Genomic DNA, 14,609 nt, shown 5'->3' with positions numbered 1-14,609 from the left:
CTGAGAGCGGTTTCTGCCTGAACTGGCTTGGCCGGGGGACGAGTTGGCGGCCGGCTCCGGACTCGGCGGCCGGGAAAGATAGTTCAAGGCTTAAGGATTCGAGATCAGGGCCCCGAAGAGGGGGTTCCGGCGCCCGAGGGGGCGGCTCGGGCGCCGGGGCACGGAGGAAGGGGAAGTTCCGGTCCGGCCGGAGGATTTCCTCTCTGGGCCTAATGGGTCAGGGGCGGATCAGGGGCGGATCAGGGACCGATCAGGGGCGCTTTCCGAAGGCGGACAGGAGTGCGGCGATCCGTTCGCGGCTTCCGTCGTTCTGGACCGGGGCCGCGGTGAGGACGTCCAGGTGCTGGTAGCCGGGGAGCACGACCGGGTTCTTGTCCGCCGGGACACGGTCCGCCAGGATGCCGTCACCGGCGACGAAGGTGATCACCGGACGGGCGGTCGGGCCCTCGGGGTGCGTCATGTGCCGGGCGATCCGTTCGTCGTCCACCAGCGAGAGATCCGTGACGAGCTTCGTCGGGAAGTAGTCCTCGGTGAAGTCCAGCGGCTGCTCGGAGAGGCTGCGGGCCAGTTCCCCGATGTCCGAGACCTCCTTGGCGGCCGTGGTGAACGGCGTACCGTCCGCCGAGCGGTGCACCGGGTCGTCCGGCGCGCCCACCCGGTCGAAGTCGCGCCAGGTGTAGAGGGGGCCGCCCGGCTCGTCCGGGATCGCCTTCAGCTCCGTACCGAACAGGGCGGGGGAGCCCTGGACGTCGTTCGAGACGGGGAAGTCCTTGTCGGCGAGCCGGCCGCCGTCGAAGAGGCCCACGCTGGTCTGGATGAGCGACAGCGGGGCCGAGTTGTCGTCCATGAAGGCGCCGAGGAGCGCCTCGTTGGTCAGCCGGAAGTCGCGGATCGTGGGCTTGCCGCTCAGGAACACGGCCGCGTTCTTCGAGAACATCGCGCGGGTCGTCGTCTCGATGTTCTCGTTCGCGGGCAGGGCGCTCTGAAGGGTGGACTGCGCGGCGGGCGCGGTGCGTGCGGCGAGGCCGCTGATCGCGAGCAGGTTCATGATCTCCGGGTTGATCACCGCGGGCAGCGCCAGGAAGCGGGGCAGGACCCCGGAGCGCAGACCGGCCTGTACGACGGTGTAGCCGAGGCCCGTCTCCGGGACCGTGCCCCGGGGCAGCAGGTCACCGTCGAGTGATCCCGAACCGCCGTTCAGGTCGTCGAGGTCGACGGCGATCGTGGTGTCCAGGGCGAAGTAGCCCGCGCACTGGTTGAAGCCCGCGTCCGCCGTCGTCGTGCTGTTCCCGTCGAAGTCCCAGGTGGAGAAGACGCCGGTGAGCACCCCGCCGAGCGAGTGCCCGCCGCACAGCACCTTCTCCTTGCGCAGCCTCTGGTCGGGCAGTTCGGCGGTCAGCAGGTCGTACTGGTCCCGGACGGTCTGCTCCAGGCCGACCTCCCCGAGCCAGCCCACCTGGTCGTTCGTCAGGAAGCCGTCGAAAGCGCGGCCGTCGATCCGCCGGCCCCCGTAGTAGTAGCCGACCGCCCGGCTCACGCTGCCCGTCGCGATACCGGCGTTGTCCTCCAGGCAGTTGGAGCGCCGGTCCAGCGCCCAGAACTCGATGTGCTCGCCCCGGTCGGCCGCCGCCCGCACGGTGTTGCGGGCCACGCTGTCGAAGGCGCCCGCACCCTCCAGGATGCCGGGCTGGGCGACCAGGATCCGGTCGGCGCCGGCCGACTTCGACGGCCCGTCCGAGGAGCGGTAGCGCAGGTACGCCAGCCGGTCGCAGCGTGCCGGGTGGCTCCCCGCGGCGGCGGGCAGCGGGATCCGCAGGGAGACCTGGGTCTCGGTGATGCCCGCGACCGGGGAGGCGGAGGACACCGGCGTCTCGGTGCGGGCCGTGTCGGCGACGGCGGCCGGGGTCGTGCCGGCGTCGGCTTCGGCGGGTGCGCCGCCGGCCGAGGGGGCCGCGGTCAGCGCGGCCACGGCGAGCGCTCCCGCGAGGAGGGGACGCGGCCATCGGGCACGGCGAGGGGGGACTCCTGTGCTCATGATTCTCTCCATCGGGGAGGGGGTGGAAGGGGACGGAAAGCGAGAGGAGTCCCGCACGGTACCCAGCGGTAACTTCCCTCTGCCATAAGGGAAATGAGCGAACGAGGGGTGCGTGCCGCGCACATTTCCACAGGCGTCCCGCGGGCCGGTCCCGTTCTGTGTACGGTCGTACGTATCGATGCGTACACTCGTACGTATGGGATATGTGCTGCTCGCCGGAGCCATCGCCGCGGAAGTGGCCGCCACCACCGCCATGAAGTACAGCGACGGTTTCAGCAGGCTCTGGCCCTCGCTGCTGACCGCCCTCGGCTACGTCGTCGCCTTCCTCCTCCTGGCGCAGACGCTCAAGACCGTGTCCGTCGGCACGGCGTACGCGATCTGGGCCGGGCTCGGAACGGCGGCCATCGTCGTGATCGGGGCGGTGTTCCTCGGGGAGGGGCTGAGCTTCGCCAAGTTCGCCGGCATCGCGATGATCATCGGCGGGGTCGTGGTGCTGAACCTGGGCGGGGCGCACTGATGGCCGCGGGCGGCGGCCACCCGGGCCGCTCGGACGGTGACCGCTGATGGCCAGGCGGTACGACCCCGAGCGGCGGCAGCGGATCATCGACGCGGCGATCCGGGTCGTGGCGGCCAAGGGCATCGCGGGGCTGAGCCACCGCTCGGTCGCGGCCGAGGCGGACGTACCGCTCGGCTCGACGACGTACCACTTCACGACCCTCGACGAACTGCTGGTCGCCACCCTGCGCCAGGCGAACGAGGGCTTCGCGAAGACCGTCGCCGCACGCGAGGCCCTGCGGGACTCCGGCGCCGACCTCGCCACCGAACTGGCCGGGCTCGTCGGCGAATGGCTCGCGGACGACCGTACGGGGGTGGAGGTGGAGTACGAGCTCTACCTCGCCGCCCTGCGTCGGCCCGTCCTGCGGCCCGTCGCCGACGAGTGCGGCCGGGACTTCGCCGACGTCCTCGCCCGCCGCACCGACCCGGTGACCGCGCGGGCGCTGGTCGCGCTGATCGACGGCATCTGTCTGCAGGTGCTGCTCACGGGGGCGCCGTACGACGAGGAGTACGCGCGGGAGGTACTGGCGCGGGTGACGGGTCGAGCGGATACCGGATCGAGCGGGTAGCGGGCAACGGGCAACGGGCGGCGCGGTGTGCGGGTGGCCGGTACCTGAGACGGCGGGGGCGCTGGTTGGCTCGGGCGGGGGCCGCCACGTTAGGTTTCTGTCATGACCGACACGACTGCTACACGCACCACCACCGGCGCCGTCGCCGCCGGGCTCGCCACGATCGCCCCCGACGGCACCGTCCTCGACACCTGGTTCCCGGCCCCCGAACTGGCCGCCGAACCCGGCCCCTCCGGCTCCGAGCGGCTGCCCGTCGAACGCGCCGTGGAACTGCTCGGCGAAGGTGCCGTGAAAGCGATCGGCCCGGACGCCCGCCGGGGTGTCGAGGTCGTCGCGGTCCGCACGGTCATCGCCTCGCTCGACGAGAAGCCGGTCGACGCGCACGACGCATACCTGCGTCTGCACCTGCTCTCGCACCGGCTCGTGAAGCCGCACGGGCAGAGCCTGGACGGTCTGTTCGCCCACCTCGCCAACGTCGCCTGGACCTCGCTCGGGCCGGTGGCCGTCGACGACGTCGAGAAGGTCCGGCTGAACGCCCGCGCCGAGGGGCTGCACCTGGCCGTGACGTCCATCGACAAGTTCCCGCGCATGACCGACTATGTGGCGCCCAAGGGTGTCCGGATCGCCGACGCCGACCGGGTCCGCCTCGGGGCGCACCTGGCCGAGGGCACCACCGTCATGCACGAGGGCTTCGTGAACTTCAACGCCGGCACGCTCGGTACGTCCATGGTCGAGGGCCGTATCTCCGCCGGTGTCGTGGTCGGTGACGGCTCCGACATCGGAGGTGGCGCGTCCACGATGGGGACGCTGTCCGGTGGCGGCAATGTCCGCATCACCATCGGGGAGCGGTGCCTCATCGGGGCGGAGGCGGGGGTGGGGATCGCCCTCGGCGACGAGTGCGTGGTGGAGGCCGGGCTGTACGTCACCGCCGGAACGCGCGTGACGATGCCCGACGGGCAGATCGTGAAGGCGCGTGAGCTGTCCGGGGCGTCGAACATTCTGTTCCGGCGGAACTCCGTCACCGGGAAGGTGGAGGCTCGGCCGAACAATGCGGTGTGGGGTGGCCTGAACGAGATTCTTCACAGCCACAACTGAGCTGTGGGGTCGCTGTCTTGACGTCTTGACACGAACGCCTTTCCGCTGACGCTCGGTGGGAGGGCGTTCGTCGTGTTCGGGAACGGGTGCGTCTTCGCGAGCGTTTTCGGGTGCAGGCCCGGTGGGGGCTTGTCGCGCAGTCCCCCGCGCCCCTGGGATGTCCTGTGCGGGTTGAGTGTGGCTGGCCGCGCAGTTCCCCGCGCCCCTAAAAACGGGGCTGCGCCCCTGCTTTTGGCCTTCAGGGGCGCGGGGAACGGCGCGCTCAGCCGCATCGGACCGGCACGAGTCGGACGACTGTCACCCCCATTCACCTCAGGGGCGCGGGGGAACGGCGCGGCCAGCCGCATCGGACCGGCACGAGTCGGACGACTGTCACCCCCATTCACCTCAGGGGCGCGGGGAACTGCGCGACAAGCCCCCACCGGGCCCGCGCGGGTCGTGCGAGCGTCACCCCCCTCACGGGCGCATCGGGCCCGCGTCGTGCGGTCGTGGGGGAGGAATGCTGGGTGTCGAGGCATAGCGGGAGGTTCGGGCAGGCGTCTGTACGGGTGGGAGCGGGGGAGACGCCCGCGGGGAAGAGACGGTGACGATGGATGCCCAGGGGCAAGAGGCGTTCAGGGAGTTCGTGGAGAACAGGTCGACGGCGCTGCTGAAGACCGCCGTGCTGCTCAGCGGCGGCGACCGCCACGCGGCCGAGGACCTGCTGCAGAACGCGTTGATCAAGGCCGCCGGACGATGGCACCGGATCGACGAGCCGGAGGCATACGTACGGCAGATCCTGTACCGGCAGCAGGTGAGCCGCTGGCGGCTGAAGTGGCGTCGGCGGGAGCTGACCGTCGCCGAGCCGCCGGAGACGACGGACGGCGCCGCAGGCGGCACGGCGGGTGGCGCGGACGCGACCTCCGCGACCGAGCTGCGGATCCTGATGCGCGGAGCGCTCGCGCGGCTCACCGCCCGGCAGCGGACCGTGCTCGTCCTGCGGTACTTCGAGGACCTGCCGGAGGCCGACGTGGCCCGCATCCTCGGCTGCTCGGTCGGAACCGTGCGGTCCACGACGCACCGCTCGCTCGCCAGACTGCGCGTGCTCGCGCCGGAGCTGACCGCCCTCGGCCCGGCGGACGCCGAGCAGAGCCCTTCCCGTGATTTCTCGCCCGTGGAGGTACGTCCGTGAACGTCGACGAACTGGTGCGTGACGCGCTCCGCGAGACCGCGGCGGACGCCGTGTCCGTCCCGGCGGGCTTCACCGACCGGGTGCTGGCCGTCCGGCGGCGGCGCAGGACCCGCAGGATCGTGGCCACCGCGGGCATCACGGCGGCCGTGGTCGCCGTCGCGGTGGCCGTTCCCCTGCTGGGTGACGGCGACGAGGTCCGGCCCGCGAGCCGGATGAACAGCAGCGCGATCATCGGCCACCCCGACCAGTCGCCTCCGAGGGACCTGATCGCGGCGGGGGACAGCGTGCTCGCCGCGTTCTACGTCACCGAGACCGTCAAGCAGGACAACGGGGACACCCTGCGCACCCCCACGTACGGACTGCTGAACCAGAAGACCGGCAAGTACGAGAAGACCAAGAAGTGGGCCTTCCTCGATGTCGCTCCCGGTTCGCGCACCGCCGCCGTGCTGGAGCAGGAGCTGCCGGCCAAACGCATCGGACTGCTCGACCTGATCACCGGCAAGGTGGACCGCTGGATCGAGGTCGATCACGGAGTCGGCGGTGTCGCCTTCTCGCCCGACGGCAAGAAGCTGGTCGCGACCACGTACGCGAAGAACCCCGACCGCAATTACGTGGACCATCCGATGAAGGTCAACGGCAAGAGGCAGCCCGGCCCCTTCCCCAGCAGGACCGGCTTCTCCGTCGTGGACGTGGCGTCCGGCGAGTCCGACTGGCACGAGGTGCCGCAGCCGGAGGACGAGTTCGGCTTCTCGTCCATGAATTCACGTGATGACTTCGACTGGAGTCACGACGGTTCGCTGGTCTTCGCGCGTCTCTCGTCGGAGCCTTACCGCCAGTACTACGACCTGAACGGCGACGAGACCGGTGTGCCCGTCGATGAGAAGTACGTCGGCTACCCCGAAGCAGGGCTCTCGCCCGACGGGAAGCTCGTCGCGGGGGACTTCGCGGGCGGCGTCAAGACCACCGCCACCGAGATCAACGACCCCCGCACCGGCCAGCGGCTCTACAAGATCCCCGGTCAGCAACTGCTCGCCTGGGCCGACAACAAGCGGCTCATCGCCTGGGACATCGCGCCCGGCACGAACGAGTTCCACAACCGGCTCGTCCTCGTCACGATCGGCAACAAGAAGACCGTTCCGCTGAGCGGTTTCCGCCAGGGGAACGACGGCGCGGGCGGGCGCTGGGTGCCGATCTTCGCCACCCGCTGATCGGCCGGCGGGGATCAGCCGGCGGCCGTCAGGCGCTCGTACGCGGTCAGCAGTCCGTCGGTCGTCTCGCGGCAGGCGGGCTGCAGCGGCGCCCTCACCGGACCGGCCGGCAAACCCAGGGCGCCCAGCAGACCCTTCGTCGTCACCGTGCCGGGCAGACCGGAAGCCATCATCAACTCGGTGAGTGGGATCGCGAGTTGCTGCAAGCGGGCCGCCTCGTCCGTCTCGCCGCGGTCGAACGCGTCGATGATCGACCGGAAATGACGTGGGATCACATTCGCCACCGTGCTGATGTATCCGGCGCCACCGATCGCGTACAGGGCGAGTACGTATTCGTCGCAGCCCGTGTAGTACGCCAACTCCGTCGTGGCCAGCACCTTCTGCGTGCCCAGCAGGTCGTACGCGCAGTCCTTCACCGCCACGATCCGCGGGTGTTCCGCGAGCCGCCGCATCGTCTCCGGCTCGATACGGGTGCCGGTGCGGCCCGGGATGTCGTACAGCGCGAGCGGCAGTCCGGAGGCGTCCGCGATCGCCCGGAAGTGTGCCTCGACGGCGTCCTGCGGAGGCCTGCTGTAGTACGGCGTGACGGCCAACAGGCCGTCCGCGCCCGCCTTTTCGGCCTCCAGCGCGAGCTGGACGGAGTGGCGGGTGTCGGCGGTCCCGATGCCCGCGACGACCGCGGCGCGGTTCCCGGCGGCCTCGGCCACCGCCCGCACCAGCGAGGACCTCTCGGTGTCGGTCAGCGTCGGCGACTCCCCGGTGGTCCCGGACAGCACCAGTCCGTCGCAGCCCTCGGAGACCAGCCGCTCGGCCAGCCGCTGGGCACCGTCCAGGTCGAGCAGTCCCTCGTCGGTGAAGGGCGTCACCATCGCGCACAGCGCGCGGCCGAAAGGGCGGGGGCGGGGACGGGAGCGAGGGCGGAGGGGTGGGGGTGAGGTCTCGGTCATGGGAGTAGTCTCGGGGCGCCGACTCGGAAGCTCCACTTAATTCTTCTGTGATGTACAGGTAAGAGATGCTACTGGGTTGTTGCTCGGGGGCGCCCTAGGCACCTGCTCCGGTTTGCGTCACCATGACGGGGACGGCAGTCGGTGATATCGGTCAAGATCGGTCACGGGAGGCGTTATGAGGCTCGGCAAGGCGCTCGCCACCGGAGTCGCGGAGGAACGACCGCGGGCGACGGGCGACGAACTTCCGCTCGGCGAACCGGTCGATGAGACCGAGAGGGCCGAGGCGACCGAGAGGACCGAGAAGGCCGAACGGGTCGAGAGGCCGGCGTCCGCGTCCGAAGAGGTTCCGGTCGCGCGATGAGGGTGCGGCTCCCCGAGGAACGTCCGGCGGAGCCGCCGACCGGATTCAAGATCGCCCACCCGGTGCTGTCCCAGGACGGCGGCCGGGCCGGGTTCACCGGTGTGTCGCTGGGCGGCGCGCTGCCGTACGGGGTCCTCGACGAGGCGCACTGCGTCTACGGCCTGCGGCACCGGGCGCCGCACCGCCGCTGCGACTGCGGCTTCCACTGCGTGCACGACCGCACCACCGCCGAGGCGATGCTGTGCACGGCCGAACACCGGGCCGCCGTACTCCTCGAAGTGACGGTCCTCGGCGCGTACATCCGCTTCGACCTCGGCTTCCGGTACGCGCGGCAGCGGGTGCGCGCCGCCACGGTCGGACCCTGCGTGTGCGGCGCGGTCGCCGTCGCGCTGGCCGACGCCGGCTGGGGCAGACCGGGCTGGCGGGGCCTGGCCGCCTCCTGCGCCGGATGCGTACGGGGGCGTACGGCCGTGTCCCTGGCTACTTTCGCCCGGCTGGGCGGGGAAGGGCTGCGCGTACGGGCCGGGGGCGGGGTGGCGGAGGCCGTCGGGGCCGGGCTGCCCGGGGGGATGGGTGTCTCCGAGCTCGTCGCCGAGGCCGCTCTGCTGCAGGCCCGGCTCGACTGGTTCCAGAGCCAGCTGGCACGGCTCGGCGAGCGGGGCTCCGGGAAGGGGTAGTGGCGGCCCAGCCGGGTACCCGGGCGTTCCCCCCGGACGAAAGGAGGCGGAACGCCATGACCGGGACCACGGACCGGCGGCCGGACGAGCAGCACTCGGTGGGTGAACTCGTCGGGCAGGCCACAGAACAGCTTTCCGAACTCGTACGACAGGAAGTGCGGCTCGCCAAACAGGAGCTGACCGAGAAAGGGCGGCGCGCGGGGCGCGGTGGCGGGCTGCTCGGCGCGGCCGGCGCCGTCGCCTACGTGGGGCTGATGGCCCTCTCCGCGACCGGCGCCGCCGCGCTCTCCCTGGTGCTGCCCGTGTGGGCGGCGGCGCTCATCGTCACCGCCGTGCTCTTCGTGGTCGCGGCCGTGCTGGCGAAGACCGGCCGTGCGCAGCTCGGCCGCGCCACCCCTCCGATGCCCGAGAAGACGCTCGACAGCGTGCGGGCCGACGTCGACGAGATCAAGGAAAGGGCGCACCGATGAAGGACACGAACGGTCCGGTCGAGATCGGCGGGGCCTCGGACAAGCCCGCCGCCGGGGCCGAGGGGCCGGAGGAACTGCGGCGCCAGATCGCGGAGACGCGTACGCAACTCGGCGACACGGTGGAGGAGTTGGCGGCGAAGGTCGATGTGAAGGGTCGGGCGAAGGCGCGGGGGGTGGAGCTGAAGGACAAGGCGTCCGAGGCGGGGCACTCCGTGCAGGGGGCGGCGGTGCAGGCGGGGCATGTCGTGCAGGAGAAGGCCGCCGAGGTCGGGCACGTCGTGCAGGATCGTGTGCCTCAGCCTGTGCGTGATGCTGTGACCGGTGTCGTTCGGGCCGGGTTGCGCAACCCCAGGCCGGTGCTTCTTGCCGGGGCCGGAGTGGTGGTCGCTGCCGGGGTGTTGCGGTGGCGTCGCAACGGCCGTCGGTGAGGGACTCCGTCGGGAGCGTCGTGATGCGTCCGCGGGGCGGTGGGGGCTTGTCGCGCCGTTCCCCGCGCCCCTGAAGATGGGCCGGTTCTACGTCTGCGGGGCGGTGGGGGTCACCCGCGCCGTTCCTCGCGCCCCTGACGGGGTGGGGGTTCGGGAAACCGTGTGGGATGTGGGTCCGGTGTCGGATTTCCTGGGAAACGGGGTCCTGGCTGGCTCCGGTTCGGTGGTGGTGTCGAGAGTGGGCGCCGTAACAGCCGATCGGGGAGAGTTTTGTGAACGTCACCACTACGGCGAGCATTCCGCAGGGCAGGCGGGCCGCCACGCTCGTCATGGCCTGCGTGGGCGTGTTCGTCGCCTATCTGCCGGTCACCACCGTCTCGGTGAGCCTGCCGGCCATCCAGCGGGCGATGCACGCCTCGACCGCCCAACTGGCCTGGGTGTCCGACGCCTTCGTCCTGCCCATGGCCGCCCTCATCCTCACCGCCGGAGTCGTCGGTGACGTCCACGGCCGCAAGAAGGTCTTCCAGGCGGGCCTGGCCTTCTGTGCCGCGGGCGCGGCCATAGCCCTGTCCGCCCAGTCGATCGAGGTCCTCTGGATCGGTCAGGCCTTCGCGGGCATCGGGGCCGCGGCGCTGCTGCCCACGACCCTCGCGCTGATCAGCCATGTCGTCCCCGACCACCGGGAACGCGGCAGGTTCATCGGCCTGTGGGCGATGTCCCTGCTGTCGGCCCTGGCCCTCGGCCCGATCATCGCCGGGCTCGTCCTCGAACACTTCGCCTGGCGGTGGATCTACCTGCTGGCGGTCCCCGCCTCGCTTGTCGCCATGGTCTTCGCGGCCCGGCTGCTGACCGACTCCCGCGCCGCCGGCTCGCGCAGGCTCGACTGGCCCGGCCAGCTCACCGCCGCCCTGGCGATCACCGCACTGGTGTACGGGGTCATCGAGGGCGGCGCCGAGTCCTTCACGGACCCGAAGGTGCTGGTGGCCCTGTTCACGGCCGTCGTCGCCGGTGTCGCCTTCGTGCTGGTGGAGCGGCGCAGCGACAGCCCGATGCTCGACCTGAAGCTGTTCCGCAGCGCGGCCTTCAGCGCCACCACCCTGGTCGCGATGATCAGCTTCCTGGGCCTGATCGGGTTCTTCTTCGCCCTCAGCCTCTACTTCGGCATGGTCCAGCAGCTCACCACCCTGGAGGCGGGGGCCCGGCTGGTCACGGTCAGCCTCATGGCCATCCTGGTGGGAGCGCCGGTCGGCCGTCTGATGCACCGGGTGTCGGCACGTCTCCTGATCACCGGCGGCCTGCTCGTCAGCGCTGCCGCCCTGCTCTCCCTGACCACGATCGACGCCGACACCTCGTACGTCTCGCTGGTCTGGCGGCTGGCGCTGCTGGGCCTCGGCATGGGCCTGGTCATCACGCCCATGACCGCCACCGCTGTCGCCTCCGTACCGCACCACCTGGCGGGCATGGCCGCCGCCGGGAACAACGCCTTCCGGCAGGTCGGCGGCGCCCTCGGTCCCGCCGTCCTGGGCGCCCTGCTCACCAGCCGGGCCACCGACTCCCTGTCCGGACACCTCACCGACGCGGGGCTCACGGGGGCACAGCGGCAGAGTGTCCTGTCGGCCGTGGACGAAGGCGGACTGGGCGCGGTCGCGCGGATGAACCTGGGACCGGCCCAGGGGCGTGCCCTGGGCGCGCTGTCCGAGGCTTTCCTCGACGGCCTCCACCTGTGCCTCATCGTCTCCGCGCTGCTGACACTGCTCGCCGCGGCGGTCGCGGCCGTCCTGCTGCGCAGCCCCCGGCGGACGACGACGCCGGTGGCGGCCGGTTCCGGGGCGGGATCCGCGACCGGCCACGCCCCGGGCGTCGAAACCGGAACCCGATCGACGGTGGGATGAACCCGCGGCGGTGATCCGGCGTCTTACCGGGTGCCCTCCGTGGGGACGGGACGGGCGCCGGTGCGAGGCCCGGACCCAGGAACACACTCCTGGGTCCGGGCCTCACTGCTCGCTCCGCAACCCTGCTCGATGGGATGATCGTCGGCGGTTCCCCGTCCATGCCGTCCCGGCCAGAGAGCGGAAGCGCGCCCGTGGAGTCCCGCACGACCGACCCCCTCGACCCTCTCGATCTGAAGCTGCTGCAGGCGCTCCAGCTGGACGGCCGCGCGCCGTTCAGCCGGCTCGCGGAGGTGCTCGGCGTCTCCGACCAGACCGTCGCGCGCCGCTACCGGCGTCTGCACACCACGGTGGGTCTGCGCGTGCTCGGCATGACCGACGAGAGCCGGCTCGGCAGACAGAGCTGGGTCGTCCGGCTGCGCTGCACGCCCGACGCGGCGGAACAACTGGCCGCCGCACTGGCCCGGCGCCCCGACACCTCGTACATCGGGCTGTTCTCGGGAGGCACCGAGCTGATGTGCGCGATGAAGCCGCGGTCCAGCCAGGAACGGGACGAACTGCTCTTCGACCGGCTGCCGCGCACTCCGCGTGTCATCTCGGTCAGCGCGCACTGCCTGCTGCACTCCTACTACGGCGGCCCGCTCGGCTGGCTCAACAAGATGCGGGCCCTCGACCCCCACGAGGAGGCCGCCCTCACCCCGCCGCCCGTCGCGACGCCCGCCGACCCCGTCACCCTGGACGCGCAGGACGAGGCGCTGCTCGCGGTGCTCCGGCGCGACGGCAGGACCCCGCTCACCGAACTCCAGAGCCGTACCGGGCAGACGGAGTCGGCGGTCAAACGGCGTCTGGACCGGCTGCTCGCCTGCGGGGTCCTCTACTTCGACGTGCAGCACGACCGCAAGTCCCTGGGGCACTCCATCGACGCGATGCTCTGGCTCACGGTGGCCCCCTCCGCCCTCGCCGAGGTCGGGCGCGCGCTCGCGGGGCACCCCGAGGTCGGTTTCGCCGCGGCCGTCACCGGCCAGGCCAACATCGTCGCCGCCGTCCTGTGCCGCGACACCGGCGCCCTGTACACGTATCTGAGCGAGCGGATCGGGGGCCTGGCAGGCGTCCAGGCCGTGGAGACCGTCCTCACCCTGCGCCAGATCAAACAGCTCACCTACGAGCCCGGCCGCTGACAGCCCGCCGTCCCGCGTGCGGACACGACCGAGCCCGGCCCCCCTGACATCGGGGCCGGGCTCGGCGGCGTACGGCCGGAGCGACTCCGGCAAGCACCTGGACGGCTACGGGCGGAACCGCAGCACCTGCGGGTCGTGGTCGCTGATCTGGTCGGAGAACTCCGAGTTGATGTGCACGCTGTCGAAGGTGAAGTCGCGGTCCTTGCGGATCGACGGGCTGATCAGGATCTGGTCGAGGACCTGGCTGTTGCCCTGGTAGTCGTAGCTGTAACGCTCGCTCCTCGGAAGGGACTTGACGGCCGACCACAGGGCGCCGTCGGCCTCCAGGAGCTTCGTCGTCGTCGAGAACTCGAAGTCGTTGATGTCCCCGAGCGTGACGACGTCCGCGTTCCGCTGCTTCGCCAGGATGTCCTTGACGAAGGCGTTCACCGCGGTCGCCTGGAGGTGGCGCTGCGTCTCCGAGCTGCGTACCGGCGGCTGGAACTGCGAGTGCAGCGACTGGTCGCCGCCCTTCGACGCGAAGTGGTTCGCGATCACGAAGACCGGCTTGCCGCGGAAGGAGAACTCGCCCGCGAGCGGCTTGCGGCTGTTCGTCCAGGCCGCGTTCGCCGGGTCGACACGGCCGGGAGAGGCCGTCAGCTGCGCCTTGCCGCGCACCTTGGTGACCCCGACGGCGGTGGTGGCGTCGCCGCCCGGGCGGTCGACGAAGGAGACCCGCGCCGGGTTGTAGAGGAACGCCTGGCGGATGTTGCCGCCCGGCTCACCGCCGTCCGCGAGGTCCACCGGGTCGATGGACCGCCACTCGTAGGCCGGGCCGCCGGCGGCGACGATCGCGTCGGTCAGCTTCTTCAGCGTCAGGCCGGCGGCGACGGTACCGTCGTTCGTCGCGCCGTTGTTGTCCTGGATCTCCTCCAGGGACACGATGTCGGGCGACTGCAGGTGGTCCACGATCGCGGCCGCGTGATCGGCGAACGTACCGTCGCCCGGGTCGAGGTTCTCGACGTTGTACGTGGCGACCGCCAGCTCCGTGCGCGACTGCTTGCGGGTCGTCTCGCGCTCCAGGCCGCCGGACTCGACCGTGCCGATGGTGCGGGCGGTCAGCGTGTAGCCGCCGAACTGGTTGTAGTCGAGGGGGCCTTCGGTGGTGCCCTTCAGGGTGTCCCCGACGTTCGCCGTCGGGAACGGCTGCGTGGCGGTCGGGATCAGCGACTGGATCTGCAGCCGGCCGGTGTTCTGCGCGGAGTACGAGCCGTAGACCGTGCCGCCGCGGCGGTTCGGGTTCTCGTGCGGCTTCACCGTCACCCAGAGTTCCGAGTACGGGTCGGTCGCGGTGACCACGCGCGACGAGCCGATCGCGACGTTCATCCCTTCCAGGGACTCGTAGAAGTCCAGGGCGTACTTCTTCGGCCGCAGCGTGAGACCGTTCGTCGAGCCGGCCGCCGTCGTGTCGCCCTCGGGCGCGTACGCGGCGGGTACGGAACGGCTGTTGACAACGGTGGCCGCGGGCAGCGCGTTGCCGCTCGACACGACCGTCACCGTCGGACGGGTGATCTCGGTGACCGACTGGTTGCCGGTCGAGGCACCGCCCGGCACGAACTCCGTGACCGTGCCCGAGACGGTGACCGAGTCGCCGACGGCGACCTTCGGCGTGGAGCTGGTGAAGACGAAGACGCCCTCACTGGTGGCCGGGTCGTCGTCCGGGGTCGGCCCCTGGATCCAGAAGCCGCGGGACGAACCATAGGTCCGTACGCCCGTGACGATTCCGGCCACGTCCGTGACCTGCTGACCCGCGAGCGGGGAGGTCCGGGTGGAGCCCTGGATGTCGTGGACGGCCACGCTGTCCGCGTGGGCGGGCGACGTGACGACCACCGAGGAAACCGTGGAACAGACGGCGGCGACGGTGAGCGCGGCGATGCGTGCGGAAGACTTGCTCGGCAACGAAATCCCTCCGGGGACGTGCGTGGGCGCCGGGACGAGGGTGGAATCTACGCGCGTCAATCTCGTGCCAGGCCACGGCACTTGTCAA

The 14,609-nt window shown here is 71.2% G+C and carries 14 protein-coding genes; 11 read left to right on the top strand and 3 right to left on the bottom strand.

Annotation, left to right across the window (positions count from 1 at the left end):
- Nucleotides 1-250 precede the first annotated feature (250 nt).
- Nucleotides 251-2,035 (bottom strand): hypothetical protein, encoded by a 1,785-nt coding sequence (locus ACZ60E_RS23575; RefSeq protein ID WP_469442897.1) that lies wholly within the window; start codon nt 2,033-2,035, stop codon nt 251-253.
- 196 nt (nt 2,036-2,231) lie between these two features.
- Between ACZ60E_RS23575 and ACZ60E_RS23570 the strand changes: the two genes are divergently transcribed.
- The 5 genes from ACZ60E_RS23570 to ACZ60E_RS23550 all read left to right on the top strand — a co-directional run bounded on the left by ACZ60E_RS23570 (nt 2,232) and on the right by ACZ60E_RS23550 (nt 6,633).
- Complete coding sequence (locus tag ACZ60E_RS23570) at nt 2,232-2,552, top strand: DMT family transporter (protein ID WP_107017831.1); 321 nt, start codon at nt 2,232-2,234, stop codon at nt 2,550-2,552.
- A 46-nt stretch (nt 2,553-2,598) separates the two neighbouring features.
- Nucleotides 2,599-3,159 carry a TetR/AcrR family transcriptional regulator gene (locus tag ACZ60E_RS23565; RefSeq protein WP_453793565.1) on the top strand — a complete coding sequence of 187 codons (561 nt, stop codon included), beginning with the start codon at nt 2,599-2,601 and terminating at the stop codon, nt 3,157-3,159.
- 102 nt (nt 3,160-3,261) lie between these two features.
- Entirely contained in the window at nt 3,262-4,254 is a 993-nt protein-coding gene (gene dapD / locus ACZ60E_RS23560; protein ID WP_384813230.1) for a 2,3,4,5-tetrahydropyridine-2,6-dicarboxylate N-succinyltransferase, read from the top strand.
- 589 nt (nt 4,255-4,843) lie between these two features.
- On the top strand, nt 4,844-5,425 hold the full coding sequence (locus ACZ60E_RS23555) for a SigE family RNA polymerase sigma factor (protein ID WP_384813281.1): 582 nt from the start codon (nt 4,844-4,846) through the stop codon (nt 5,423-5,425).
- On the top strand, nt 5,422-6,633 hold the full coding sequence (locus ACZ60E_RS23550) for a WD40 repeat domain-containing protein (RefSeq protein WP_469442896.1): 1,212 nt from the start codon (nt 5,422-5,424) through the stop codon (nt 6,631-6,633). Before ACZ60E_RS23555 ends, ACZ60E_RS23550 begins: the two co-directional genes overlap by 4 nt.
- Nucleotides 6,634-6,647: 14 nt before the next feature.
- On the opposite strand, the gene dapA is transcribed toward ACZ60E_RS23550, so the two are convergent.
- Nucleotides 6,648-7,580 (bottom strand): 4-hydroxy-tetrahydrodipicolinate synthase, encoded by a 933-nt coding sequence (gene dapA, locus ACZ60E_RS23545; RefSeq protein WP_469442895.1) that lies wholly within the window; start codon nt 7,578-7,580, stop codon nt 6,648-6,650.
- A 175-nt stretch (nt 7,581-7,755) separates the two neighbouring features.
- On the opposite strand from dapA, the gene ACZ60E_RS23540 reads away from it, so the two are divergent.
- The 6 genes from ACZ60E_RS23540 to ACZ60E_RS23515 all read left to right on the top strand — a co-directional run bounded on the left by ACZ60E_RS23540 (nt 7,756) and on the right by ACZ60E_RS23515 (nt 12,583).
- Complete coding sequence (locus ACZ60E_RS23540; RefSeq protein ID WP_469442894.1) at nt 7,756-7,941, top strand: hypothetical protein; 186 nt, start codon at nt 7,756-7,758, stop codon at nt 7,939-7,941.
- Nucleotides 7,938-8,618, top strand: coding sequence for a hypothetical protein (locus tag ACZ60E_RS23535; protein WP_469442892.1), 681 nt, complete (start codon nt 7,938-7,940; stop codon nt 8,616-8,618). Before ACZ60E_RS23540 ends, ACZ60E_RS23535 begins: the two co-directional genes overlap by 4 nt.
- Before the next feature lie 56 nt (nt 8,619-8,674).
- The gene (locus ACZ60E_RS23530) at nt 8,675-9,088 is read left to right on the top strand and encodes a phage holin family protein (protein WP_384813245.1); all 414 of its coding nucleotides are present in this window, start codon (nt 8,675-8,677) and stop codon (nt 9,086-9,088) included.
- Entirely contained in the window at nt 9,085-9,516 is a 432-nt protein-coding gene (locus tag ACZ60E_RS23525) for a DUF3618 domain-containing protein (protein WP_469442890.1), read from the top strand. The genes ACZ60E_RS23530 and ACZ60E_RS23525 overlap by 4 nt, the downstream gene beginning before the upstream one ends.
- 272 nt (nt 9,517-9,788) lie before the next feature.
- Entirely contained in the window at nt 9,789-11,408 is a 1,620-nt protein-coding gene (locus ACZ60E_RS23520) for a DHA2 family efflux MFS transporter permease subunit (RefSeq protein WP_469442889.1), read from the top strand.
- Between the two features lie 158 nt (nt 11,409-11,566).
- A complete protein-coding gene (locus ACZ60E_RS23515) occupies nt 11,567-12,583 on the top strand; it encodes an Lrp/AsnC family transcriptional regulator (RefSeq protein ID WP_469442888.1) in 1,017 nt (338 codons plus the stop codon).
- Between the two features lie 105 nt (nt 12,584-12,688).
- Here ACZ60E_RS23515 and ACZ60E_RS23510 read toward each other — a convergent pair whose 3' ends face one another.
- On the bottom strand, nt 12,689-14,521 hold the full coding sequence (locus ACZ60E_RS23510) for an endonuclease/exonuclease/phosphatase family protein (protein WP_469442886.1): 1,833 nt from the start codon (nt 14,519-14,521) through the stop codon (nt 12,689-12,691).
- Between the last annotated feature and the right edge of the window lie 88 nt (nt 14,522-14,609).

Source organism: Streptomyces sp. NPDC102514 (assembly GCF_055584525.1).
The sequence above is the reverse complement of the archived record's forward strand: the minus strand, read 5'-3'. Positions and strand labels throughout refer to the sequence as shown.